Below are 23,055 nucleotides of genomic sequence, written 5' to 3'. Positions count from 1 at the left end.
CCCATAAAAAACGCCTCCACTTGGGAGGCGTTTGACTATCTATCAGGCGTTCAGGCGGCTCTGTGATAGGCCGATGGCTCGAACAGGGCCTTGTTGGCGACCAGCTCGATGGGATCAAAATCATCGACGTTGATGGTGCGCAGACGACTCTCTTCGGCGCGGCGCAACAGGTCCGCTTCGGTCTGGTTGAGTACCCCCAGAGTCAGGCCGGCTTCCGCCACCTTGTCCAGTTGCATAAACGGACGCTTGATGCCGTCAGCCTTGCATACTTTCTCAAATAGTGGCTCGGCAGAGAGCACGTCGTCCAGTGCCTGCTCCAGCAGACCGAAGGGGTTGCCCTCTTCGCGGGTGAGATACTGACCCTGAGCCAGTCGACTGCGGGTTTCGCTCGGGGTTTGCAGCAGGCGGGCCACCTGGTTGTCCAGCTTGTCGCTTGGGCGTTTCAGGTCGCGCCCCAGCGGCAACACCACGGCGCGCAGGGCAAGGCCAATCCAGCGGTTCGGGAAGTTACGCAGCAGCTCGTCGATCGCTTCCTGTGCCTTGAACAGGGCATCCTGCAGCGCCCAGTGCAAGAGCGGCAGATCGGCGTGCTGGCGGCCTTCGTCCTGATAGCGCTTGAGGGCGCTGGAGGCCAGATAGAGCTGACTCAGCACGTCGCCGAGGCGGGCGGAGACCCGCTCCTTGCGTTTGAGCTCGCCCCCCAGGGTGCCCATCGCCATGTCCGACAGGAACGCCAGGTTGGCAGAGAGGCGGGAGAGCTGTTGGTAGTAACCCTTGGTCTGGTCCTTGAACGGCGCGGCGGCGAAGCGGGCACCGGTCAGACCCAGCCAGAAGCTGCGCACCAGGTTGCTGATGGCAAAGCCGACGTGGCTGAATACCGCCTTGTCGAAGTCCTTGAGGGCCTGCTCCTGATCCGGGTGGCTGGCCGCCAACATTTCGGGCAGCACGTACGGGTGGCAGCGGATGGCGCCCTGACCGTAGATGATCATGCTGCGGGTCAGGATATTGGCCCCTTCCACCGTGACGGCGATGGGTGCGCCCTGATAGCCACGGGCCAGGTAGTTGTTGGGGCCCATGCAGATGGCCTTGCCGCCGTGGATGTCCATGGCATCGATGATGCACTTCTGGGCCCGGTCGGTGAGGTGGTACTTGACGATGGCGGAGATGACCGAGGGTTTCTCGCCAAGATCGATACCGGTCACGGTCAGTTTGGCGGCGGCGCCCATGATGTAGGCGTTTCCACCGATACGGGCCAGCGGCTCTTCAATCCCTTCCATCTTGCCGATGGGCAGCTTGAACTGACGGCGGATGCGGCTGTAGGCGCCGCTCGCCAAGGCCAGCATCTTGACGCCGCCGGTGCTGTTGGAGGGCAGGGTGATGCCGCGTCCGACCGACAGGCATTCGACCAGCATGCGCCAGCCCTGACCGGCCATGGCCGGGCCGCCGATGATGAAATCGAGGGGGACGAACACGTCCTTGCCGCGGGTCGGGCCGTTCTGGAACGGTACGTTGAGCGGGAAGTGGCGACGGCCGATCTCGACACCCTTGATGTGGGTCGGAATGAGGGCGCAAGTGATGCCGAGCTCTTCCTCGTCACCCAGCAAGTGCTCGGGGTCACGCAACTTGAAGGCGAGGCCCAGTACGGTGGCGATGGGGGCAAGCGTGATGTAGCGCTTGCTCCAGGTCAGGCGCATGCCGAGTACTTCTTTTCCTTCCCACTCGCCCTTGCAGACGATACCGAAGTCGGGGATGGAGCCTGCGTCAGAGCCCGCTTCCGGGCTGGTGAGGGCGAAGCAGGGGATCTCTTTGCCGACCGCCAGACGTGGCAGGTAGTAATCCTTCTGCTCATCGGTGCCATAGTGTTGCAGCAGTTCGCCCGGGCCCAGCGAGTTGGGCACGCCGACGGTGGAGGCGAGTACGGCGCTGGCGCCGCACAGCTTTTGCAGCACGCAGGACTGGGCGTAGGCGGAGAACTCCAGGCCACCGTACTTCTTCTTGATGATCATGGCGAAGAACTTGTTGTCCTTCAGGTATTGCCACACCTCGGGGGAGAGGTCGGCCCGCTCATGGGTCACTTCCCAGTCGTTGACCATGCGGCACACCTCTTCCACCGGGCCGTCCAGAAAGGCCTGCTCTTCGGCAGAGAGGGTGCTGACCGGGATGGCGTGCAGCTTTTTCCAGTCCGGGTTGCCAGCAAACAGGTCGGCTTCCCACCAGGTGGTGCCCGCCTCAATGGCCTCTTTCTCGGTGCGGGACATCTCCGGCATGATGGATTTGTAGAGTTTGAACAGCGGCTTGGTCAGTTGATTGCGACGAAAATCCACCAGATTGAGAGGTATGGCGATCACCGCAAACAGTACCCAGACCAGCAGGGGAACGTGGCCATAGAGGGTGCCGGCAATCAGGGCTGCCGCCGTGGCAAGCGTGGAGGTGAACAGAGACGCCCGGCGATAAGCCATGGCGCCGATCACCAGGATCACTCCGAGCAGAGTGAGGGTTGTCGTCATTTTTCGCTCCTTGCATGAGTTGCCGAAATTGGGTGAACTGGGGGTTAACCGATCCAGAGGTCTGACCTGTTGGATGTGGCCTCTGTTGTAATTCATACGCACAAACTTATCAAGCTGTTTACAAGCTTGTTACCTTGGCTCTGTGATCGGCATAACGTAGTGTCGGCGCCATCTTGACGGGCGGGGGGCGACTCCGGGATTGGCTTGTGCGACAATGGCGCCGCCCATATTTTGGAAGAGACATCATGTACCAAGAACTGATCCGCAATGAATTGACCGAAGCTGCCGGCGTGCTCCAGGCGTTCCTGGCAGATGAGCAAAATCTGAAGAACATCGAAGCGGCCGCCAAGCTGCTCGCTGACTCCTTCAAGCAGGAAGGCAAGGTACTCTCCTGTGGCAACGGTGGCTCCCACTGTGACGCCATGCATTTTGCCGAAGAGCTGACCGGTCGTTATCGCGAGAACCGCCCCGGCTACGCCGGCATCGCCATCTCCGATCCCAGCCACCTCTCCTGCGTTTCCAACGACTTTGGCTACGACTACGTCTTCTCTCGCTATGTGGAAGCGGTCGGCCGTCGCGGCGACGTGCTGCTTGGCATCTCCACCAGCGGCAACTCCGGCAATATCCTGAAGGCCATCGAGGCGGCTCGTGCCAAGGGCATGAAGGTGATAGCGCTGACCGGCAAGGATGGCGGCAAGATGGCCGGTCTGGCCGATGTGGAGATCCGGGTGCCGCACTTCGGCTATGCCGACCGCATTCAGGAAGTGCACATCAAGGTGATCCACATCCTGATCCAGCTGGTCGAAAAAGAGATGGCCAAGTAAGGATGTGATCCCGCGCCGGAACCGCTGAATCCTGCGGGTTTATGTTCCGGCCAGCGTGATCCGGTGCAAGAGGTCGGCCGGCAGAGTTCTGAATCCCCGCCGGGCGACCCCTTGAACGTGCGACGATCAAGTAAGCAAGGAGCCCGCAGCCTATGTGCGAACTGCTCGGCATGAGTGCCAATGTGCCGACCGATATCTGCTTCAGCTTCACCGGCCTGATGCTGCGCGGCGGCAAGACGGGACCCCACAAGGATGGCTGGGGCATTACCTTCTATGAAGGAAAGGGCTTTCGTACCTTCAAGGATCCCGAACCCAGCGCCCAGTCCCCCATCGCCAGGCTGGTGCAGGCGCTGCCCATCAAGAGCCGCGCCGTGGTCAGTCATATCCGCCAGGCCAACCGTGGCTGTGTGTCGCTGGAAAATACCCACCCCTTTACCCGCGAACTGTGGGGTCGTTACTGGACCTTTGCCCACAACGGCCAGTTGACCGGCTACAAGAAGCTGGCCACCGGGCGACACAGGCCGGTGGGGGATACCGACAGCGAGCACGCTTTCTGCTGGTTGCTCGAGCGGCTGGAGCAGAAATACCCCAGGCGCCCTGCCAATTTCCCCGCTATGTTCCGCTATCTGGCGACCCTGTGCGACGAGCTGCGCAGCCTCGGGGTATTCAACATGCTGCTGTCGGATGGGGAGTTCGTGATGACCTATTGCAGCAACAACCTCTACTGGTTGACCCGGCGAGCTCCATTCGGGGAGGCACGTCTGCTGGATGAGGATGTCGCCATCGATTTTCAGAGCGAGACAACCCCGAACGATGTGGTGACCCTGATTGCCACGCGGCCGCTGACCGGCAATGAAGACTGGGTCAGGATGGCGCCTGGCGAGTTCAACCTGTTTCGGCTGGGTGAGCGGGTGTCTGCCGATCAGAAGTGATAACACCCTGATCTCAATGTAAAAAAATACCAGGGTAGAATCCTACCCTGGTTCTTCGCAGCAGCCATACAGGCAAAAGGGATGAGAGAGGTGTTGCTGAGTCGCATCATTCTCACGGCTGTCATTGTTATTTAATTGTTAATTTATTGGCAACCATTATGTTGCAATCCGGCCATCTATTGTCTGGTTAGGCGAGCTCGATCACGTTTTTCATCCTATGCCCCGTGCGGGTCTAATTGTTGGCAGGGAAGCAGACGTGACGGTACCATGCCGGGCATCTATAGTATGGTCTGTTTGAATACCACGGGAGGATGATGAAATGGAGTGGCTGGATCAGAAGGTATTGCGACAATTGGCGGAAGATATCGGCCAGGAGATGATGCCGGTGGTGATCTCGGTGTTTATCGAGGAGGTGGGTGAGCAGCTTACCCAGCTGCGTCCGCTCTATGAGCGGCAGGACTGGACGGCCCTGGCCCGGCTTGCCCACAGCATGAAGTCTTCTTGCGGCAGTTACGGTGCTCAAGTCAGCTATCAGCAGGTGATGGCGCTGGAGCTCGCCTGCAAACAAGCGGATGGGGCCGAGGTCGCCCGTCTGCTCAACGAGCTTGAACAATCCTTGCCCCAGGTGCTCTCCCACCTTGCCAACTACCATTGAGCCCGGGCAGCCGGCGCATGGGCGCCGGACTTGCCAGACTCCACCTGCCCGCTAACGTTGATTGACCAGTTGTTGGATCACCCTGTCCAGGGCCAGTTTCAGTTTCAGGCGATCATGGCGATGGGGCAGCGCGGCTTCACCCAGATCGGCCTGGATCAACCTGCCAGCCAGTTCAGGTTGGTACTCTCCTGCAGGAGCCAGGATGGCGTCGAGCCGTCCCGTACCGACCCGTGATTCCAGCCAGCGCCACTGATCGAGCAGGCTGAGCTGGCCAGCCGGGCCATTCTCCGCCACCAGATTGCAGATGAACACCAGCATGGCGTTACTCTCGTTGATGGCCTGCGCCACCTCCGCCAGCAGCAGCGGGGGCATGATGGAGGTGAGAAAACTGCCGGGCCCCAGAATGATCATGTCGGCCTGCTCCAGCGCCTGTACCGCCTCGCGGGTGGCCGGAACCTCGGGGCTCAGGCTGAGTGAGAGCGGCGGGGTATCGAGCTGATCGATGGATACTTCCCCAAGGATCTGGTTGCCACAGACGGTGTGGGCACACAGGTCGGTGGGAAATTCAGACATGGGTAACAATTGTGACTCTATTTTCAGCATGTCGCTGATGAGCTTGATAGCATCAAGAGGGCGCACGCAGAGGTTGTCGAGTGCCAGCAGCATCAGGTTGCCGAGGTTGTGGCCGGCCAGTTCACCACGACCGGCGAAGCGATACTCGAACAGCAGGCTGCCGATGCTGGGATCGGTGACCAGTTGATTCAAACAGTTGCGCAGATCACCCCAGGCGATACACTCCTGGCTCTTGCGCAGTCGTCCGGTGGAGCCGCCATCATCCGTGGTGGTGACGATGCCGGTCAGGCGCGATCCCAGGAACGAGAGGGACGAGAGCACGCGGCCCATGCCATGGCCGCCACCGATGGCGACGACCCGGTCAAAATCATTGATGTTCTTTTGCCACATGCGGCTGTCCTGTGCTTGGTCTCGATTGAGAGCATTCTAGTCGATGAAACGGGATAATTGTTTGATTAAGGTATGATTTTTGCTTACCCCCAGCATCATGCACAACTAGGAGATGGTGTTGAACTTTCTGACGGCTCACTCTCTTGAAGAGACCTCCCTGCTGGCTGCCCGACAGATCAGTGAGCGGCTGCTCGCTCAATCACCCGATTCCCCTTCGCTGTTGTTGGTCTATTTTACTCAGGCTCATGATGCCGAGGAACTGCGTCATCATTTCAAACAGCAGTTCCCGTCGTCTCGGCTGATCGGTTGCAGCTCCTGCGGCGGGGTCATGACCCAGACCGGCCACCATGCCCGCCAAGGGCGAGGGGTGGCGGTTGCGGCCATCTACGATGACAAGGGCGCCTACGGTGTGGCGGGTCAGGCGGGGGCTGCCGTCGATGTGCGCCAGCTGCTGCGCAGCGCCATTGCTGACGGGGGGCGCCCCGGCGAGTTGCCGCAACTCATCTTGTTGCATGCAAGCCCGGGCCAGGAGGAGGCGATGCTGGAGAGCATCGAAGCCGAACTGGGCACAACGGTGCCGGTGGTCGGCGGCTCCGCCGCCGACAACAGCGTGAGCGAGGAGTGGCAGTTGTGCTGGGACGAGGGCAGTACTCGCGAGGGGGTGGTGCTGGCGGTGCTCTATCCCGATTGCCAGCTGGCGTTCCAGTTCCACTCCGGCTATGTCCCCACCGAACAGCGCGGCATCATCACGGCGTTGGCAGGACGTGAGATCCTCACCATTGACGATGAACCGGCCGCCACCGTCTATGCCCGCTGGACTGGACGCACGACGCCCTGGCCGGTGGGGCCCATCCTGCGAGAAACCACCTTGTCTCCGCTGGCGAGGCAGGTTGGCACCCTGGATGACATGCCCTATTACAAGCTCTCCCACCCCGAAGCCGTGACAGAAGGTGGCGGATTGCGCCTCTTTACCGATACTCAGGTCGGGGAGCGGTTGCTGCTGATGTACAGCAGCCAGGAGGGCCTGTTGCAGCGCTGTCTGAATGCGACCCGCATCGAGCCAGAGTACGGCATGGCCACCGAGATGCAGCCGTTTGGTGCCCTCGTGATCTTTTGTGCTGGTTGCCGCTTGGCTCTTGGTGATAGCTTATGCCAATTTGTCGATCAATTTCATACCCGGCTGGGGGACATCCCCTTCATCACCCCGTTCACCTTCGGTGAGCAGGGACGTCTGCCACACGGTGAGCTGGCACACGGCAACCTGATGATATCGAGTGTGATCTTTCTCGACAGCTGACACTGCGCTGGAAACAAGATGATTGGTAATACGGAACTGGAAGCCCTTGGCGACAAGCTGCAGACCACCCTGGTGGAGCTGGTGCGCTGTCGGGAGCGCGAGGCCAAATACCGGCAGGAGTCGCAAACCCTGCTGTGCGGGGTGGCCACCCTGGCCGATGCCCAGACGCTGGAGCAGGTGCTGGACAGCCTCATCCAGGTGCTGAAACCCTTCATCGGCTTCGAACACGCGGATGTGGTGGCCTGGGAGGGCGAGGGGGGGCTGACCCACCTCAGCACCCAGGAGGGGGAGGTGGGCCGCCCCTGGCAGCTGACTCCTATCTTCTCCCGGGCCATCGAGGGGGAGACCCTGGTCATCTATGACCCGACCCAGTTGCCCGAGCTGGCGCCGCTGGCCGATGTGACGGGTTGGGCCAGCGTCATGATGACGGGGCTGCGGGCCCCCGGTTTCTCCGGCGTGCTCATCTGCCGCCACTCCCTGATGGGCACCTTCGATCTCAAGAGCAAGGCAGCCATGCAGCGCTGCCGGCCGCTCATCTCCCAGGCACTGGTCAACATCGCTTATCGGGCCCGCTTGCAGGAGCAGGTTGAACTCAAGACCCTGGCGTTGCAGGCGGGTGAGCAGCGTTTTCGCAGCTTTGCCGGCATGGCTTCCGACTGGTTCTGGGAGACGGATACCGAGCACAGGCTGAGCTACGTCTCGGCCCCTGGCCAGCAGGAAGAGATGCTGGTGCATCAGACTGGCCAGAGTCTCTACGACTACGCCCATGACAGGCGGGATCCCGAATGGGGCAAGTACCGCCGGCTCATCGGCCTGCACCTGCCGGTACGGGCGGTGCGGGTGCAGGTCAGCCTGGCGCGGGGGCCGCGCTGGATGGAGATCAACGCCGAACCCTGTTTCGACGGGGCCGGTGTTTTCATCGGCTATCGCGGCACGGCGCGGGATGTGGGCAACCAGATCCGCCGTGAGCAGGAGCTGGCCAGGGCGCGGGACGAAGCGGAAGCAGCCAACCGTGCCAAGTCGCAGTTTCTGGCCATGATGACCCATGAGATCCGCTCCCCCATGAACGCGGTGCTGGGCATGCTTGATCTGCTGCAACACGCCCAGCTCGAACCCCAGCAGCAGACGCTGCTTGGCCATGCCACCCATGCGGCGCGCCTGCTGCAGACCATCATCGACGACGTACTCGATTTTTCGAAGATTGAGTCTCACACCCTGGAGTTTCACTGCGAGACGCTGCAGCCGGCCCAGCTCTGCCAGTCCCTCATCGAGCCGTTGCTGGCGCGGGCTGTCGCCAAGGGCATCGATCTGCGCTGGCAGGTCGATGAGGCCGTGCCGGCCCAGTTGCAAGGGGATCCGGTGCGCCTCTCCCAGGTGATCAGCAACCTGCTTGGCAACGCGGTGAAATTCACCAGCACGGGTCGGGTGTTGTTGCAGCTGGAGTGGCATGATCAGCAGTTGCGGGTGACGGTGACCGACACCGGGATCGGCATCTCGGCCGAGGATCAGGCGCTGCTGTTTGAGCCCTTTTCCCAGGTGGACAGCTCGGCCACCCGCCGCTTCTCCGGCACCGGACTGGGGTTGGCCATCAGCAAGCGACTGGTGGAATTGATGGGGGGCAGCATCCATCTGCGCAGTGCCCCCGGCGAGGGCAGCTGTTTCTGGTTCGATTTGCCGGGCATGGCGCTGCCATGCGAGTGCAGCAGCCGACCCGAGCCGGATCAGCAGCCCATTCAGGCTCTGGATGTGCTGGTGGTGGAGGACAGCCCGGTCAATCAGCTGGTGGTCTCGCTCATGCTGCAAAAGCTGGTGAGCCGGGTCAGAGTGGCCGCCAACGGACTGGAGGCGCTGGCGCAGGTCGCCCAGCAACAGCCGGATCTCATTCTGATGGACATGCGAATGCCGCAGATGGATGGACTGGAGGCGACCCGCCGCTTGCGGGAGCTGGGTTACCGCATGCCCATAGTGGCGCTGACGGCCAACGCCATGGCGGAAGACAGAGCCCGGTGCCTGGCACAGGGTATGGATGATTTTCTGGCCAAGCCCATCAGTCTGATGCGGTTGCGAGAGTGCCTGCAACGTCATTTTCATCCCGCATCACCGGATCGCAGCTAAAAAAAATGGTCAACCTGGGTGGTTGACCAATTCTTCAGCAAATACTGAAGAGAGCACGGGATAAATCGGGTTGTACGATTCTATATGAAAAAGTCGTGCCAACTTTTCAGAACCGGTTTTACAGGGCTTGCAGCGCGATTATCGGTTTTTATTGCGTCCTGCAATTTGCAAAATGCGAAATTGACATTTTCATTATCGGAATATTTGCATTTTGCAAAGCCCGAATTGACTCACTGTGCGATCAGACGGCGCAAGAATTGACGAGCCGCTTCGCTATTTTGTTTGGCAATCAACATCTGCTTCTCATAGATCGGCATCGGCAGGATCTCGAGCCAGCGTTGGCAGAGCCAGGCTGCATCGTCAAACCGCTTGTCCGGATAGAGCTCGTCGAGCTCCGGATATTGTTCGAACACTTCCTGCAACCGGGTGACCAGCGGCTTGTCGCTGAAATTGGAGTGGGTGCTCGGCCAGTTGGGCAGGGCCTCGACCTTGGCCCGGCGCAGACCCAGCTCGTCAGTCTCCATCTCGTGGATGCAGAATCTTTCCATGCCGAGCACGGTGACACCGAGCAGGCCGTCATTCAGGGTGTAAAAGTCGGTGACTTTGACCCGGGTGCCGACCGGCAGGATCCGACCCGACTTGCCCGAGGTGGTTGCCTCTTCCATCACGATGCCAAACCCCTGGTCATTGATGAATGACTCTTTGAGCATCTGCAGGTGGCGCGGCTCAAACAAACGCAGAGGAAGCTTGCCACCAGGCAGGATGTGGGAAGGCAAGGGGAACAGTGCCAAAGGTTGAAGTTTCATGTTCCATCCTCCATTCAGTTGTTACTGAACAGGACAATGCAGCGACTGTGCCAGAGGATGAAAAAAGCCACCGGACGGTGGCTTTGGCTGGGTAAAAAGGGGGCTTAGTTGCGCTGCTCCAGGTACATGACAGCCGCTTCCACGCGGCTTTGCGCCTCTAGTTTCTTGAGCAGGCTCTTGACGTGAACTTTGACCGTGCCTTCGGAAATATGGAGCACGGAGGCGACCTGTTTGTTGGAGAGGCCCTTTGCAATTTCACGCAGGATTTGCATTTCGCGACGCGTTAAGCTCTCCAGCTTCTGCTGCAGGTGATCCAGCTCGTAGATGTTCTCGAGGTAGGGGCGCAGCGGTTCGCTCAGGATCTGCTTGCCGGTCATCACGTCTGCCAGCTGGGCCAGCAGCATATCGGGCTCGGTGTCCTTGAGCAGGTAGCCGTCGGCACCGGCCTTGAGCAGGGCCACCACATCCTGACGGGCATCGGAGACGGTCAGGATCACCACCCGGGAGGTCACCTCCTCGGCGCGCAGCGCCTTGAGGGTGTCCAGGCCCGAGAGACCTTTCATGTTGAGGTCGAGCAGGATCAGGTCCGGTTCGGACTCCTTGGCCATGGCGACGGCGTCGGTACCATTGGAAGCTTCACCGACGACCTCGATGTTCTCTTCCAGTGCCAGCAGTTGCACAATCCCTTTGCGCATGAGGGGATGGTCATCCACGACCAGAACACTATATTTCATCTCGTCCATCAGGCGTCTCTTGTTAGGCTGGTGGGAAAGGTCAGATGTACGCAGGTGCCTCTGGGCGGCCTTTCGCTGATGGTCAGCAGGCCATGCAGCTTGTTGGCACGCTCGTTCATGATGCTCAGGCCGTAGTGGTTGACCGCCGAGCTTGCGATCCCTATTCCGACACCATCATCTGAAATCTGAACCTGGATGTTACCATCGGCGAGGGTCTCACAGCTAACATCAATCACTTGTGCGCTGGCATGTTTGATGGCATTGAGGACTGCCTCACGGATCAGCTGCAAAATGTGAATGTGCTGACCCGCCTCGAGGTCGGTATCGGCCAGACCGTAATGGAGCCTGATCTCGGCCTGGGTCTGCGGCTTGAGCTGCTCCAGCATCACCTTGATGGCTTCGCCGAGATTGGCGTCACCAATGCTGAGGCGGAAGGTGCCGAGCAGCTCGCGCAGCTGGGTGTAGGCGCTGCCAAGTCCCTCGTCGATCTGCTGCATGGCGGCTTCGGCCTTGGCGGTATCCCCCTTGGCGAACGAGCGCTTGAGCAGGGTGGCCTGGATCTTGAGATAGGAGAGGGCCTGGGCCAGAGAGTCGTGCAGCTCGCGGGCGATGACGGCCCGCTCTTCCATCAGCAGCAGGCGCTGGTGTTGCAGCAGGGTCTGATCCTTGTGCAGCACCTGGGCCAGCAGCATGGAGAAGTTCTTCATCAACCGCTCGTCGATGGGATGGCTGCTGATGACGTCGAGCCGGCCATACTCCTGCTCGTCCATCTGCAGATAGAAGCTGACCACCGCCTCCAGATCGCCTGGCCAACCCTTGCGGCCGGTGATGTAGTCCGGCATGGCGTTGTGCTCGAAACGGGTCAGCCGGATGTAGTCGATGTGCTGGTGGGCCGCCGCCCGCTCCAGCAGCTTGAGCAGGGTGCGCCGGCTCAACGGAGCCGCGTGCAGCTTCTGGGCTGTGCTATAGAGGAAGGAGAGGGTGTCGTTGGCCTGTTGCAGCTTGGCGGTCTTCTCTTCCACCTTGCTCTCCAGCTCCCGGTAGAGCTTGCCGAGCTCGTCGGCCATGGTGACGAAGGCCCCTGACAGCTCACCCAGTTCGTTTTCGCAGCGGGGGGGCAGGGTCAGATCGAACTCCTGGCGCTGGATCTGGCGGGCGCAATAGACCAGCTGGTTGAGCGGGGCCACCACCTGCTGGCGGGTAAAGCGCACCGTGAACCAGGCGATGGTGATGATGGAGAGCAGCCCCAGCCCCTCGGCCAGCGCCAGCATGCGCACCTTGAACTCCACGTGATACTGCATCTGGTTGACGAAATCATCGATGGCGGCGACGAACTGCTCTGTGTTGTCGGTGTAGCGCCGCGGGGTGGCATTCTCGATGTGCTCGCGCATTACCTGCCACTGCTGCAGCACCTCGCCATAGGTGCGACGCAGGGAGGCGGGGGTGATCCAGCGCTGGGTCTCCTGCAGCTCGGCGGCGTGCAGGGTCTGTTCGAACTGATCGAGCCGGCTCAGCACCTGCTGGCCCTGTTCAATCTCGTAGGCCATCCGGTAGGCCTGCATCCGCAGGGAGCCGGAGAGGTTGATCGCTTTGGCGTCGGGTACCGAATAGAACAGGGTCACCATGGCCACCACGGCGATCAGGCTCGCCATGAACAGGATGAGCACCATGGAGCGTCCGATGGCGCTGCTGACCGAATGTACTTTGAACCACTTTCCCATGCCGGCTCTCTTCCTTCACTGCAGACAATAACCCCACAAAGTAGCATGGGAGTGTACTCCAACTTGTGCTAGCATCGAAAAACTAGATGAACTCCGAGCGGTTTTGCCTAAGTCCTCATGATAGGGGGAAACCGCCGTCAGCCGATGTTCGAGCTGTAAGGGTCAGGAAAGAAATGCCCTGGCCTCCCGTATTTGGAAAGGTGTTTATGTCGCCACTGCAAGATGGTTTTTCCCGTCGTTTTTACTATTTGCGCCTGTCGGTCACCGACGTGTGCAATTTTCGCTGTACCTACTGTTTGCCGGATGGCTATCGGCCACCGGCCGGTGGCAAGGCGGGGCGCCAGCCCTTTCTCTCTCTCGAAGAGATCCGTCGCGTCGTCGGTGGCTTTGCCGCCATGGGCACTCGCAAGGTGCGTCTGACCGGCGGGGAACCCTCCCTGCGCCGGGACTTCACCGCCATCATAGAGACGGTGGCCAATACCCCCGGCATCGAGAAGGTGGCCATGACCACCAATGGGTATCGTTTGAAAGAGCGGGCCAAGGAGTGGTTCGATGCGGGCCTGACCGCCCTCAACGTCAGCGTCGACAGCCTGGATCCGCGTCAGTTTCACCAGATCACCGGCGAGAACAAGCTGGCGGAGGTGATGGAGGGGATCGAAGCTGCGCTGGCCGCCGGCTTCAAGTCGGTCAAGATCAACGCCGTGTTGCTCAAGGGGCTCAACGACCACCAGCTGGATGCCTTCCTGGCCTGGATCCGGCACCAACCCATCGAGCTGCGTTTCATCGAGCTGATGCAGACCGGCGAGATGGATACCCTGTTTCGCGATCACCACGCCAGTGGGGCGCTCATCAAACAGCGTCTGCTCGATGCCGGTTGGTTGCAGCAGCTGCGTGGCGACGACGATGGCCCCGCCCAGGTATTCATGCATCCGGAGTCGATGGGTGGGGTCGGGCTCATCATGCCCTACAGCAAGGATTTCTGTGCCGGTTGCAACCGGCTGCGGGTCTCTTCCCTCGGCAAGCTGCACCTCTGCCTGTTCGGCGACCACGGGGTGGAATTGCGCGATCTGTTGACGGCCGATGGCCAGCAGGATGAATTGCAGCAGCGGATCCGCAGCGCCCTTGCCGGCAAGGCGGCGACCCACAGGCTGCACGAAGGCAATGCCGGCATGACCCCGCATCTGGCCTCCATCGGTGGCTGAGCGGCCTTGCTCGAAAAAATAGCCATCGATTAATAAGCAATCCTCAAATGGGGGTATTTTGTCTTGCCCCCGTTGTTCTTTCCTGCGCCAAGGGTTTGATCCAGCGCAAGAATCCCCCCTGTTTATCTCCCTGGTGGTATATCCCTGACCTTGTCAGGGCCGCAATATACACCCACTCTTATAATAGGTATTGAAAATACCTGTCATAGGACTCACTCGTGCGCCATCACCAGCAACAAGGAGCCGTTATGCCGGATGGGGTCAACCTGTCGCGTCGCAGTCTGTTTCGGGGTCGTCTGACATCGAATGAACCTCGGGTACAACTCCCTTGGTCCGTCGCCTGGTCCGACTTTGCCGCCGACTGCACCCGCTGCGGTGACTGTCTCACGGCCTGCCCGGAGCAGATCCTGGTCAAGGGCGATGGCGGTTTCCCGACCGTGGATTTTCTGCGCGGTGAGTGCACCTTCTGCGGAGAGTGTGTCGCCGCTTGCAAAGTGCCGATATTTCGTCCGACCACGGAGGCGCCCTGGCAATACATCGCCCATATTGAAGCCAGCTGTCTGGCTCAGGGTCAGGTGTTCTGCCAGCGCTGCCAGGACAGTTGCGAGCCCCGGGCGATCCATTTCTCCCCCGTGCTGGGCCGGGTACCGACCCCCAGCATCGAGGCCGCAGACTGCACCGGTTGCGGTGCCTGTGTGAAGGATTGTCCGGTCGGCAGCATCCGGGTGGGAGCCCCCGCCAGCGAGGAGTCCAGATGAAGCAAGATGTGTGTGAAGCAGGAGCCACAATGAAACAAGAGTTCCATGTATCGAGCCTGGTGGTGTTGACCCAGCCCTCCTTGCGCCACCGGCTCGCAGACGAGATCGCGGCCCTCGAGGGGGCCGAGATCCATGCCGTCAGTGATGAGGGCAAGCTGGTGGTGACCCTGGAAGGCCCGAGCCAGCGGCCCATCATGACGGCCATCGATGCCATCAATGCGATGCCGGGCGTGCTGTCCGCCGCCCTGATTTACCACCAGTTCGATGAGCTCGATGCCCAGTGCAAGGAGTAGCGCCATAAGGTCGAGCCTGCGTGACTCATCATGATGGCCGCCATGGATGCACAGAAAAAAGAAGCCAGGGTTCCAGTTCGCCGCCCTGAGCCAAAACCAGTTCGATACACTCGACAACTTACGCGATAAGCAATGTGAGGATATGCCATGAAGCTGAGTCGACGCGACTTTATGAAGGCCAACGCGGTGGCGGCAGCCGCTGCCGTGGCTGGTGTCAGTGCCCCCACGCTGGCGGCCAATCTGATCACCAGTACCGACAAGACTGCCATCAAGTGGGACAAGGCGCCGTGCCGTTTCTGCGGTACCGGCTGTTCTGTGCTGGTGGGTTCCCAGGATGGGCGCGTCGTGGCGACCCAGGGCGATCCCGATGCACCGGTCAACCGCGGTCTTAACTGCATCAAGGGTTACTTCCTGTCCAAGATCATGTATGGCCAGGATCGTTTGACCCAGCCCATGCTGCGCATGACCAACGGCAAGTTCGACAAGAACGGCAACTTCGCCCCCATCAGCTGGGATCAGGCCTTCGACATCATGGCCGAGAAGTTCAAGGCCACCCTGAAAGAGAAGGGCCCGACCGCCGTCGGCATGTTCGGCTCCGGCCAGTGGACCGTGTGGGAAGGCTATGCCGCCGCCAAGCTGATGAAGGCCGGTCTGCGTACCAACAACCTGGATCCCAATGCCCGTCACTGCATGGCGTCCGCGGTAGTGGGCTTCATGCGTACCTTCGGCATGGATGAACCCATGGGCTGCTACGACGATATAGAGCAGGCCGACGCCTTCGTGCTGTGGGGCTCCAACATGGCCGAGATGCACCCCATCCTCTGGTCGCGCATCTCCGATCGCCGCCTGTCCCACCAGGACGTGCAGGTGCACGTGCTCTCCACCTTCGAGCACCGCAGCTTCGAGCTGGCGGACAACGGCATGGTGTTCACCCCGCAGACCGACTTGGCGATCCTCAACTACATAGCCAACTACATCATCCAGAATGACAAGGTGAACTGGGAGTTCGTCAACAAGCACACCCAGTTCCGCAAGGGCACCACGGACATCGGCTACGGCCTGCGCCCCACCAACCCGCTGCAGCAGAAGGCCAAGAACCCGGACAACGGCGATTCCACCCCGATGAGCTTCGACGACTTCGCCAAGTTCGTGGCGGATTACGATCTGGAGTCTGTCTCCAAGCTCTCCGGCGTCTCCAAGGACAAGCTCGAGAAGCTGGCCCAGCTCTATGCCGATCCGAGCAAGAAGGTGGTCTCCTACTGGACCATGGGGTTCAACCAGCACACCCGCGGTGTCTGGGCCAACAACCTCTGCTACAACATCCACCTGCTGACCGGCAAGATCTCCCAGCCGGGTTCCGGTCCCTTCTCCCTGACCGGTCAGCCCTCCGCCTGCGGTACCGCTCGTGAAGTGGGCACTTTCGCCCACCGTCTGCCAGCCGACATGGTGGTGACCGAGCCCAAGCACCGTGCCATCGCCGAGAAGATCTGGAAGCTGCCGGAAGGCACCATCCCGGAGCAGGTGGGCTATCACGCCGTGCTGCAAAACCGCATGCTCAAGGACGGCAAGCTCAACGCCTACTGGGTGATGTGCAACAACAACATGCAGGCCGGCCCGAACATGAACGAAGAGGGGCTGCCCGGTTATCGCAACCCGGCCAACTTCATCGTGGTCTCCGACCCTTACCCGACCGTGACCGCCCAGGCGGCCGACCTCATACTGCCGACCGCCATGTGGGTGGAGAAAGAGGGGGCCTACGGCAACGCCGAGCGTCGCACCCAGTTCTGGCACCAGCAGGTGAAGGCACCGGAAGGGGCCAAGTCCGACCTGTGGCAGCTGATGGAGTTCTCCAAGCGCTTCACCGTGGAAGAGGTGTGGCCGGCCGAGCTCATCGCCAAGATGCCGGAAGTGAAGGGCAAGACCCTGTTCGACGTGCTCTATGCCAACGGTCAGGTCAACCAGTTCCCGAAAGAGCAGAGCAAGGGGGCGCTCAACGACGAGGCAGAGCACTTTGGTTTCTACGTCCAGAAGGGGCTGTTCGAAGAGTACGCTACCTTCGGGCGCGGCCATGGCCACGATCTGGCGCCGTTCGATCAGTATCACGAGGCCCGTGGCCTGCGCTGGCCTGTGGTGGACGGCAAGGAGACCCTGTGGCGCTATCGTGAAGGGTTCGACCCTTACGTGAAAGCGGGCGAAGGGGTGCGCTTCTACGGCAAGCCGGACGGCAAGGCGGTGATCTTCGCGCTGCCCTATGAGCCGGCCGCCGAGGCACCGGACAAAGAGTACGACATGTGGCTCTCCACCGGTCGCGTGCTGGAGCATTGGCACACCGGCACCATGACCCGCCGGGTCCCTGAGCTCTATCGCGCCTTCCCGGATGCGGTGCTGTTCATGCACCCGGAAGATGCCAAGGCTCGCGGCATGCGCCGTGGCGAAGAGGTGATCGTCTCCTCCCGCCGTGGCGAGGTGAAGACCCGGGTCGAGACCCGCGGTCGCAACCGTCCGCCCAAGGGACTGGTATTCATGCCCTTCTTCGACGCGAGCCAGCTGGTCAACAAGCTGACTCTGGACGCCACCGATCCGCTCTCCAAAGAGACGGATTACAAGAAGTGCGCCGTCAAGGTCGTCAAGGCATAAGGCGGGGAGCGCGAGATGAGTCGTAGTCGGCGCCAGTTTCTGGCCGACATGGCCAAGGGGGCCTGCGGTGTGGGCCTGCTTGGCGTGGGGCTTGGCGGCATGGCGCGCCAGCAGGTGCAGGCCATGCCTGCCCAGGCGCTGCGCCCGCCGGCAGCCCTCGACGAGGCCGAGTTCCTCGGCGCCTGCGTGCGCTGCGGGCTCTGCGTCGAGGCCTGCCCCTACGACACCCTCAAGCTCGCCCGGTTGTTTGAACCCGTGACCACCGGCACCCCCTACTTCAAGGCGCGCGCCGTGCCGTGCGAGATGTGTGACGACATCCCCTGCGTGGCGGCCTGTCCGAGCGGGGCGCTGGATCAGGCCATGACCGACATCGATCAGGCGCGGATGGGGGTGGCGGTGCTCATCGATCACGAGACCTGCCTCAACTACCTGGGGCTGCGTTGCGACGTCTGCTACCGGGTCTGCCCGCTGATTGACAAGGCGATCACTCTGGAGCTGCAGCACAACCAGCGCACCGGCAAGCACGCCATGTTCCTGCCCACGGTACACAGCGATGTCTGTACCGGCTGCGGCAAGTGCGAGCATGCCTGCGTGCTGGAGGAGGCGGCCATCAAGGTGGTGCCTCGTCAGCTCGCCAAGGGGGAGCTGGGCCACCACTACCGGCTCGGCTGGGAAGAGAAGGCGAAGGCGGGCAAGTCGCTCATCGGCGACAGGCTCACCCTGCCAACCCGCAAACCGGAGGGGCTATGAGTCGTTATCCGGGAGCCGAAGCCACGGCCAGGCTGGGCTGGTGGCGCGCCCATTGCTTCCTGCTGTTGCGCCGGCTCAGCCAGTTTGGCGTGCTGGGGTTGTTCCTGCTGGGACCGCTGGCGGGCATCTGGATCCTCGAGGGCAACCTCTCCAGCTCACTGTTGCTGGAGACAGTACCCCTCACGGATCCGCTGACCCTGCTGCAGTCGTTGGCGGCGGGCCATTGGCCCATCACCACCCTGTGGCTGGGAGCGGCCATCGTGCTCGCCGGTTACTGGTTGGTCGGGGGGCGGGTGTTCTGCTCCTGGGTCTGTCCGGTCAACCTCATCACGGATGCCGCCGCCTGGCTGCGAGCCCGGCTCGGTCTCAAGGGCAATGGCCAGTTCAGCCGCAATACCCGTTACTGGCTGTTGGCCATGGTGCTGGTGGCGCCGGCCATCGCCGGTGTACTGGTGTGGGAGCTGGTCAATCCGGTGTCGCTCACCCTGCGCGGCCTGCTGTTCGGCATGGGGGCGGGCTGGGCCTTGCTGGCGGTGCTGTTCCTGTTCGACCTCTTCGTGGTGGAGCGGGGCTGGTGCGGTCATCTCTGTCCGGTGGGGGCCTTCTATGCCCTGGTCAACCGGGTCGGGTTCATCAAGATTTCTGCCAAGGGGCGCGAGCGGTGCAGCAACTGCATGGATTGTTATGCGGTCTGCCCGGAACGTCCCATCCTGCGCGGCCCCGTTCACGGTGCCAAGCGTGGTCACGGGCCTTTGATTGCGGCTCAGGAGTGTACCAACTGCGGCCGTTGCATCGATGTCTGCGCGGAGCAAGTTTTTGAAATCACTGTAGGTTTTGCCGTCAAGGCAGAGAAAACGTCGGAGAACAAATAATGAAGAAGCTGATTGGAGCAATGCTGGCCTGTCTGATGGCAGGTTCCTTGATGGCGGCAGTCCCCGAGATCACCAACAGCACGGGGGGCATCAAGTCGGAACGGGGGAGCACGGATCTGGTGACGGATGCCGATGCGGCCCCCATGAAGAACTTTCGCAAGGATGGTGATCTCTACGATCGCCAGTACATGCATCAGCCCCCGCTGATCCCCCACGACACTCGCAACTATGAAGTGGACAACAAGGTCAACAAGTGCCTGGCCTGTCACAGCTTCAAGAACGCCAGCGCCATGAAGGCCCCCAAGATCAGCCCGACTCACTTCGAGACCCGTGACGGCATGACGTTGGGAGAAGTATCCCCCCGCCGCTACTTCTGCCTGCAGTGCCACGTGCCGCAAGCGGATGCCAAGCCGCTGGTGGAAAATACGTTTAAACCAGTTGAAGCCTTGAACTGAGGAACCCATAGATGAAATTACCCGGCTTTATCCAGCGTCTGTGGACCACCTTCAAGTCCCCCTCGAAGGCAGCCCTCTGGGTACTGCTGCTGATGGGCTTCTTCGGCGGGGTCATCTTCTGGGGCGGTTTCAATACCGCCATGGAAGCCTCCAACACCGAAAAGTTCTGCACCAGCTGCCACGAGATGAAGGACAACGTGTTCGTGGAGTACCGCGACACCATCCACTATGCCAACCGCTCCGGCGTGCGGGCCAGCTGCCCGGATTGCCACGTGCCGCACGAGTGGACCTACAAGATCATCCGCAAGGTGCAGGCCTCCAAGGAGCTGTGGGGCATGATCACCGGCAAGGTGGACACCCGCGAGAAGTTCGAGTCGCACCGGCGCGAGATGGCCGAGCGGGAGTGGAAGCGGATGAAGGACACGGATTCGAGGGAGTGTCGCAACTGCCACAACTTCGAATACATGGACTTCTCGCTGCAAGGCAAGCGGGGTGCCCAGATGCACTCCACCAGCCTGGCCAGCGGCGAGAGTACCTGTATCGACTGCCACAAGGGCATTGCTCACCAGCTGCCCGACATGACAGGGGTGAAGGGCTTCTAAGCCTGCACCAGCAACGAGGCCGGGTTCACCCGGCCTCGTTCATATTTCGCCCGGCCAGGGCAAAAGCACCACTGTGCCTCCTTTAAATCCCCCCTCTGGCGGGAGTTTTGATAGAATCGGCCCGCCGTGAGTCGCAGCGCATGACAGCAAGGCCAAAGGTTCAGCCCGGGCGGGCATGGACCGTGCCACCAGCGAGCGCTGTCAGCCGGGATCCTGGCCGCTTTTCTTCTTCTCTTTGCTCACGGTCCTTTGCCATCAGGAGCTGCCCATGGGACAGAAACACAACGCATTCATTCCCCTCAAGATCGCCGTGCTGACGGTCTCCGACAGCCGCACCGTTGCCGATGACAGCTCGGGCGACTATCTGGTTTCCGCCCTCGCTGAATCGGGCCATCAGCTGGCCGGCCGGGCGCTCTGCCCCGACAATCTGTTTCGTATTCGCGCCCAGGTGAGCGACTGGATCGCCGATGAGGGAGTGCAGGTGGTGCTCATCAACGGCGGCACCGGCTTCAACGAACAGAACCGGGTGCCCGAGGCGGTCGGGGTATTGTTCGAGCGCACAGTGCAGGGTTTTGGCGAACTGTTCCGTCAGCTCTCCTTCGCCGACATCAAGGGTGCCGCCATGCAGAGCCGCGCGCTGGCGGGTCTCGCCAATCGCACCCTGATCTGCTGCCTGCCGGGCTCTACCGGTGCCTGCCAGCTGGGGTGGGAGAAACTTATCCGCGATCAGCTCGATGCCCGCACCAAGCCGTGCAACTTCGTCTCCCATCTTTGAGGGCCTCTGATGAACCCGACCGAATCCAAGCAGCCTCAGCCCGGCCTGACCCATCTCAACCAGAGCGGCGAAGCCCACATGGTGGATGTGACCGACAAGCAGGTGACCGAGCGTGAAGCCCGCGCCGAGGCGTTTGTCGCCATGGCTCCCGACACCCTGGCCCTGATCCTGAGCGGTCAGCACCACAAGGGGGACGTGTTCGCCACTGCCCGCATCGCTGGCATCATGGCGGCCAAGAAGACCTCGGATCTCATTCCCCTCTGCCATCCGCTGGCATTGACCCGGGTGGAGGTAGAGATAGAACCCCAGGCGGAGCAAAATAGGGTCCATATTCGCACCCTCTGCAAGCTCTCGGGCAAGACAGGGGTGGAAATGGAAGCGCTGACCGCCGCGTCGGTGGCGGCGCTGACCATCTACGACATGTGCAAGGCGGTGCAAAAGGACATGGTGATCGAACAGGTTCGTCTGGTGGAGAAAAAGGGCGGCAAGTCCGGTCACTTCCAGTTGAATGCCGGTGCAGGAGAAAATGCATGATCAAGGTACTCTTTTTTGCGCAAGTCAGAGAGCTGGTGGCCTGCGACGAGTTGAGCCTGCCCTGTGACTACGCCAGTGCCGAGGCGCTTCGCGCCGCCTTGTGCGAGCGCGGCGACAAGTGGGCGCTGGCGCTGGAAGCGGGCAAACTGCTGGTGGCGGTCAACCAGACCCTGGTGCCGCTGGATACGCCCCTTCATGATGGCGATGAGGTCGCCTTTTTCCCGCCGGTGACCGGAGGCTGATGATGAGCGAGGCAACCATGACCGATCGCATCCTGGTGCAGCGGGAAGACTTCTCGCTGGCCGACGAATATGCCCGTCTCGCCGCCCGGCAGGACACCGGCGCCGTGGTCAGTTTTGTCGGCAAGGTGCGCGACTTCAATCAGGGGGAGCACGTGAAGGGGCTGGCCCTCGAGCACTACCCCGGCATGACCGAGAAGGCGCTGACGGACATAGTGGCCGAGGCCCGCAGCCGCTGGCCCCTGCAGGAGTGCACCCTGATCCACCGCATCGGCGAGCTGCTGCTCGGCGATCAGATCGTGCTGGTGGTGGTGAGCAGTGCTCACCGCGAGGCGGCCTTCGAGGCCTGCCACTTCATCATGGATTTCTTGAAAACCCGGGCGCCGTTCTGGAAAAAAGAGCTGACCGCCGAAGGAGTACAACGCTGGGTCGAGGCCAAGGAGAGCGACAACACTGCCGCCGCCCGCTGGCAAGCTTGACCTGTTCAAGGGGGCTGGCTCATCGGGAGCCGCGGCCCCTGTTTTCGGGGCCGCCCCCTTGGCTGGGGAGCGATAGAAGCGGCCCCACTCAGGAGGTAAAGGAATGAAACCGCTGTTATCCGTTGTCATCGCCGGGGTCTGCGCCAGTGCGCTGCAGGCAGGTGCCGTGCAGGCCGACGAGGTCAAGGTGGCCGTGGCCGCCAACTTCAAGGGCACCATAGAGCGCATCGGCAAGGCGTTCACCGCCAAGACCGGCCACACCCTGGCCATCTCCTCCGCCGCGACCGGGGTGCTCTACACCCAGATCAGCCACGGCGCCCCGTTCGACCTCTTCCTCTCCGCCGACGTGAAAACCCCGCAGAAGCTGGAGCAGGAGGGCAAGGGCAGCGAGCGTTTCACCTACGCCATCGGCCAGCTGGGTCTGTGGCAGAAGGGGGGGCCGGCTCCTGACGAGGCAACCCTGCGCGGCTGGAAGGGCAACCTCGCCATCGCCAACCCGAAGACCGCGCCCTACGGCACCGCCGCCATGGCGACCCTCGACCATCTCAAGATCGATCCCAAGCAGTACCGCCTGTTGACCGGTACCAACATCGGCCAGACCTGGCAGTTCGTCGACACCGGCAACGCCGAGCTGGGCTTCGTCGCCTGGGCCAACCTGGTGGAGGCGGGCAAGACCGGCGAAGCCTGGGCCGTGCCGGCCGACTTCTATCCGCCCATCGAACAGCAGGGGCTGGTATTGAAGAAAGGGGCGGCGGTCGAGGCGCTGGTGGCCTGGCTCAAGGGGCCGGGTCAGGCAGAGATCAAGGCGGCGGGTTATGCGCTGCCCCAGTGATGGCGCAACCACACACCTGCCTGATGAGTGGCCGGCCCTCGGGTCGGCCCACTCTTGCGATAAGGATGCACAC

Annotated in this window: 23 protein-coding genes and 1 riboswitch; of the genes, 18 read left to right on the top strand and 5 right to left on the bottom strand. The window is 61.5% G+C overall.

Features of this window, described 5'->3' with window-relative positions:
- Window positions 1-50 precede the first annotated feature (50 nt).
- Window positions 51-2,507, bottom strand: coding sequence for an acyl-CoA dehydrogenase FadE (fadE, locus tag CK627_RS18215; RefSeq protein WP_095593042.1), 2,457 nt, complete (start codon window positions 2,505-2,507; stop codon window positions 51-53).
- 245 nt (window positions 2,508-2,752) lie between these two features.
- Between fadE and lpcA the strand changes: the two genes are divergently transcribed.
- The 3 genes from lpcA to CK627_RS18200 all read left to right on the top strand — a co-directional run bounded on the left by lpcA (window position 2,753) and on the right by CK627_RS18200 (window position 4,918).
- Window positions 2,753-3,331 carry a D-sedoheptulose 7-phosphate isomerase gene (gene lpcA, locus CK627_RS18210; protein WP_005299294.1) on the top strand — a complete coding sequence of 193 codons (579 nt, stop codon included), beginning with the start codon at window positions 2,753-2,755 and terminating at the stop codon, window positions 3,329-3,331.
- Window positions 3,332-3,483: 152 nt separating this feature from the next.
- Window positions 3,484-4,263, top strand: coding sequence for a class II glutamine amidotransferase (locus CK627_RS18205; protein ID WP_005299296.1), 780 nt, complete (start codon window positions 3,484-3,486; stop codon window positions 4,261-4,263).
- 319 nt (window positions 4,264-4,582) lie between these two features.
- On the top strand, window positions 4,583-4,918 hold the full coding sequence (locus CK627_RS18200; RefSeq protein ID WP_005299299.1) for an Hpt domain-containing protein: 336 nt from the start codon (window positions 4,583-4,585) through the stop codon (window positions 4,916-4,918).
- 51 nt (window positions 4,919-4,969) lie between these two features.
- Here the strand turns inward: CK627_RS18200 and CK627_RS18195 are convergent, their stop codons facing one another.
- Entirely contained in the window at window positions 4,970-5,881 is a 912-nt protein-coding gene (locus CK627_RS18195) for a gluconeogenesis factor YvcK family protein (protein ID WP_005299302.1), read from the bottom strand.
- Window positions 5,882-5,993: 112 nt separating this feature from the next.
- Here CK627_RS18195 and CK627_RS18190 point away from each other — a divergent pair, with 112 nt between their 5' ends.
- Both CK627_RS18190 and CK627_RS18185 read left to right on the top strand, forming a co-directional pair.
- Complete coding sequence (locus CK627_RS18190; protein WP_024942817.1) at window positions 5,994-7,178, top strand: FIST signal transduction protein; 1,185 nt, start codon at window positions 5,994-5,996, stop codon at window positions 7,176-7,178.
- Between the two features lie 18 nt (window positions 7,179-7,196).
- The gene (locus CK627_RS18185; RefSeq protein ID WP_167385381.1) at window positions 7,197-9,293 is read left to right on the top strand and encodes an ATP-binding protein; all 2,097 of its coding nucleotides are present in this window, start codon (window positions 7,197-7,199) and stop codon (window positions 9,291-9,293) included.
- Window positions 9,294-9,523: 230 nt separating this feature from the next.
- On the opposite strand, the gene CK627_RS18180 is transcribed toward CK627_RS18185, so the two are convergent.
- The 3 genes from CK627_RS18180 to narQ form a co-directional block, all read right to left on the bottom strand.
- Complete coding sequence (locus CK627_RS18180) at window positions 9,524-10,099, bottom strand: LON peptidase substrate-binding domain-containing protein (protein WP_005299312.1); 576 nt, start codon at window positions 10,097-10,099, stop codon at window positions 9,524-9,526.
- A 104-nt stretch (window positions 10,100-10,203) separates the two neighbouring features.
- Window positions 10,204-10,842 (bottom strand): two-component system response regulator NarL, encoded by a 639-nt coding sequence (gene narL / locus CK627_RS18175; protein WP_005299317.1) that lies wholly within the window; start codon window positions 10,840-10,842, stop codon window positions 10,204-10,206.
- Window positions 10,842-12,554 carry a nitrate/nitrite two-component system sensor histidine kinase NarQ gene (narQ, locus tag CK627_RS18170; RefSeq protein ID WP_005299320.1) on the bottom strand — a complete coding sequence of 571 codons (1,713 nt, stop codon included), beginning with the start codon at window positions 12,552-12,554 and terminating at the stop codon, window positions 10,842-10,844. The genes narL and narQ overlap by 1 nt, the downstream gene beginning before the upstream one ends.
- 79 nt (window positions 12,555-12,633) lie before the next feature.
- A riboswitch (molybdenum cofactor riboswitch) is annotated at window positions 12,634-12,773 on the top strand.
- Between narQ and moaA the strand changes: the two genes are divergently transcribed.
- The 13 genes from moaA to modA all read left to right on the top strand — a co-directional run bounded on the left by moaA (window position 12,761) and on the right by modA (window position 22,982).
- Window positions 12,761-13,756, top strand: coding sequence for a GTP 3',8-cyclase MoaA (gene moaA, locus CK627_RS18165; protein WP_095593041.1), 996 nt, complete (start codon window positions 12,761-12,763; stop codon window positions 13,754-13,756). It overlaps the preceding riboswitch by 13 nt.
- 248 nt (window positions 13,757-14,004) lie before the next feature.
- A complete protein-coding gene (gene napF, locus CK627_RS18160) occupies window positions 14,005-14,514 on the top strand; it encodes a ferredoxin-type protein NapF (protein ID WP_095593040.1) in 510 nt (169 codons plus the stop codon).
- Between the two features lie 29 nt (window positions 14,515-14,543).
- Complete coding sequence (locus CK627_RS18155; RefSeq protein WP_095593039.1) at window positions 14,544-14,807, top strand: chaperone NapD; 264 nt, start codon at window positions 14,544-14,546, stop codon at window positions 14,805-14,807.
- 147 nt (window positions 14,808-14,954) lie between these two features.
- The gene (gene napA / locus CK627_RS18150; protein ID WP_095593038.1) at window positions 14,955-17,444 is read left to right on the top strand and encodes a nitrate reductase catalytic subunit NapA; all 2,490 of its coding nucleotides are present in this window, start codon (window positions 14,955-14,957) and stop codon (window positions 17,442-17,444) included.
- Between the two features lie 15 nt (window positions 17,445-17,459).
- Window positions 17,460-18,194, top strand: coding sequence for a ferredoxin-type protein NapG (napG, locus tag CK627_RS18145; RefSeq protein WP_017783901.1), 735 nt, complete (start codon window positions 17,460-17,462; stop codon window positions 18,192-18,194).
- Entirely contained in the window at window positions 18,191-19,066 is an 876-nt protein-coding gene (napH, locus tag CK627_RS18140; RefSeq protein ID WP_095593037.1) for a quinol dehydrogenase ferredoxin subunit NapH, read from the top strand. The genes napG and napH overlap by 4 nt, the downstream gene beginning before the upstream one ends.
- On the top strand, window positions 19,066-19,521 hold the full coding sequence (locus CK627_RS18135) for a nitrate reductase cytochrome c-type subunit (protein WP_005299342.1): 456 nt from the start codon (window positions 19,066-19,068) through the stop codon (window positions 19,519-19,521). Before napH ends, CK627_RS18135 begins: the two co-directional genes overlap by 1 nt.
- An 11-nt stretch (window positions 19,522-19,532) precedes the next feature.
- Window positions 19,533-20,123, top strand: coding sequence for a cytochrome c3 family protein (locus CK627_RS18130; protein ID WP_005299345.1), 591 nt, complete (start codon window positions 19,533-19,535; stop codon window positions 20,121-20,123).
- A 268-nt stretch (window positions 20,124-20,391) separates the two neighbouring features.
- Window positions 20,392-20,898, top strand: a complete 507-nt coding sequence (gene moaB / locus CK627_RS18125; protein WP_095593036.1) for a molybdenum cofactor biosynthesis protein B — start codon at window positions 20,392-20,394, stop codon at window positions 20,896-20,898.
- Window positions 20,899-20,907: 9 nt separating this feature from the next.
- Window positions 20,908-21,432: a cyclic pyranopterin monophosphate synthase MoaC gene (gene moaC, locus CK627_RS18120; protein WP_095593035.1), complete on the top strand. Its 525-nt coding sequence runs from the start codon at window positions 20,908-20,910 to the stop codon at window positions 21,430-21,432.
- Window positions 21,429-21,674, top strand: coding sequence for a molybdopterin synthase sulfur carrier subunit (gene moaD / locus CK627_RS18115; RefSeq protein WP_005299353.1), 246 nt, complete (start codon window positions 21,429-21,431; stop codon window positions 21,672-21,674). The genes moaC and moaD overlap by 4 nt, the downstream gene beginning before the upstream one ends.
- A gap of 2 nt (window positions 21,675-21,676) precedes the next feature.
- Window positions 21,677-22,150, top strand: coding sequence for a molybdopterin synthase catalytic subunit MoaE (moaE, locus tag CK627_RS18110; protein WP_026141294.1), 474 nt, complete (start codon window positions 21,677-21,679; stop codon window positions 22,148-22,150).
- Window positions 22,151-22,253: 103 nt separating this feature from the next.
- Window positions 22,254-22,982, top strand: coding sequence for a molybdate ABC transporter substrate-binding protein (gene modA, locus CK627_RS18105; RefSeq protein WP_095593034.1), 729 nt, complete (start codon window positions 22,254-22,256; stop codon window positions 22,980-22,982).
- The last annotated feature ends 73 nt before the right edge of the window (window positions 22,983-23,055 follow it).

It is taken from the genome of Aeromonas dhakensis (genome assembly GCF_002285935.1).
GTDB classification, from domain to species: Bacteria; Pseudomonadota; Gammaproteobacteria; order Enterobacterales; family Aeromonadaceae; genus Aeromonas; species Aeromonas dhakensis.
The sequence above is the reverse complement of the archived record's forward strand: the minus strand, read 5'-3'. Positions and strand labels throughout refer to the sequence as shown.

Bases quoted from the DNA above. Each gene is read 5' to 3' on its own strand.
- fadE (WP_095593042.1), bottom strand. From the start codon at position 2,507: ATGACGACAACCCTCACTCTGCTCGGAGTGATCCTGGTGATCGGCGCC.
- napH (WP_095593037.1), top strand. From the start codon at position 18,191: ATGAGTCGTTATCCGGGAGCCGAAGCCACGGCCAGGCTGGGCTGGTGG.
- moaD (WP_005299353.1), top strand. From the start codon at position 21,429: ATGATCAAGGTACTCTTTTTTGCGCAAGTCAGAGAGCTGGTGGCCTGC.
- CK627_RS18190 (WP_024942817.1), top strand. From the start codon at position 5,994: ATGGTGTTGAACTTTCTGACGGCTCACTCTCTTGAAGAGACCTCCCTG.
- modA (WP_095593034.1), top strand. From the start codon at position 22,254: ATGAAACCGCTGTTATCCGTTGTCATCGCCGGGGTCTGCGCCAGTGCG.
- moaC (WP_095593035.1), top strand. From the start codon at position 20,908: ATGAACCCGACCGAATCCAAGCAGCCTCAGCCCGGCCTGACCCATCTC.
- narQ (WP_005299320.1), bottom strand. From the start codon at position 12,554: ATGGGAAAGTGGTTCAAAGTACATTCGGTCAGCAGCGCCATCGGACGC.
- moaB (WP_095593036.1), top strand. From the start codon at position 20,392: ATGGGACAGAAACACAACGCATTCATTCCCCTCAAGATCGCCGTGCTG.
- narL (WP_005299317.1), bottom strand. From the start codon at position 10,842: ATGGACGAGATGAAATATAGTGTTCTGGTCGTGGATGACCATCCCCTC.
- moaA (WP_095593041.1), top strand. From the start codon at position 12,761: ATGTCGCCACTGCAAGATGGTTTTTCCCGTCGTTTTTACTATTTGCGC.
- napF (WP_095593040.1), top strand. From the start codon at position 14,005: ATGCCGGATGGGGTCAACCTGTCGCGTCGCAGTCTGTTTCGGGGTCGT.
- CK627_RS18130 (WP_005299345.1), top strand. From the start codon at position 19,533: ATGAAATTACCCGGCTTTATCCAGCGTCTGTGGACCACCTTCAAGTCC.
- CK627_RS18185 (WP_167385381.1), top strand. From the start codon at position 7,197: ATGATTGGTAATACGGAACTGGAAGCCCTTGGCGACAAGCTGCAGACC.
- CK627_RS18135 (WP_005299342.1), top strand. From the start codon at position 19,066: ATGAAGAAGCTGATTGGAGCAATGCTGGCCTGTCTGATGGCAGGTTCC.
- moaE (WP_026141294.1), top strand. From the start codon at position 21,677: ATGAGCGAGGCAACCATGACCGATCGCATCCTGGTGCAGCGGGAAGAC.
- napA (WP_095593038.1), top strand. From the start codon at position 14,955: ATGAAGCTGAGTCGACGCGACTTTATGAAGGCCAACGCGGTGGCGGCA.
- CK627_RS18205 (WP_005299296.1), top strand. From the start codon at position 3,484: ATGTGCGAACTGCTCGGCATGAGTGCCAATGTGCCGACCGATATCTGC.
- CK627_RS18195 (WP_005299302.1), bottom strand. From the start codon at position 5,881: ATGTGGCAAAAGAACATCAATGATTTTGACCGGGTCGTCGCCATCGGT.
- CK627_RS18180 (WP_005299312.1), bottom strand. From the start codon at position 10,099: ATGAAACTTCAACCTTTGGCACTGTTCCCCTTGCCTTCCCACATCCTG.
- CK627_RS18155 (WP_095593039.1), top strand. From the start codon at position 14,544: ATGAAACAAGAGTTCCATGTATCGAGCCTGGTGGTGTTGACCCAGCCC.
- lpcA (WP_005299294.1), top strand. From the start codon at position 2,753: ATGTACCAAGAACTGATCCGCAATGAATTGACCGAAGCTGCCGGCGTG.
- napG (WP_017783901.1), top strand. From the start codon at position 17,460: ATGAGTCGTAGTCGGCGCCAGTTTCTGGCCGACATGGCCAAGGGGGCC.
- CK627_RS18200 (WP_005299299.1), top strand. From the start codon at position 4,583: ATGGAGTGGCTGGATCAGAAGGTATTGCGACAATTGGCGGAAGATATC.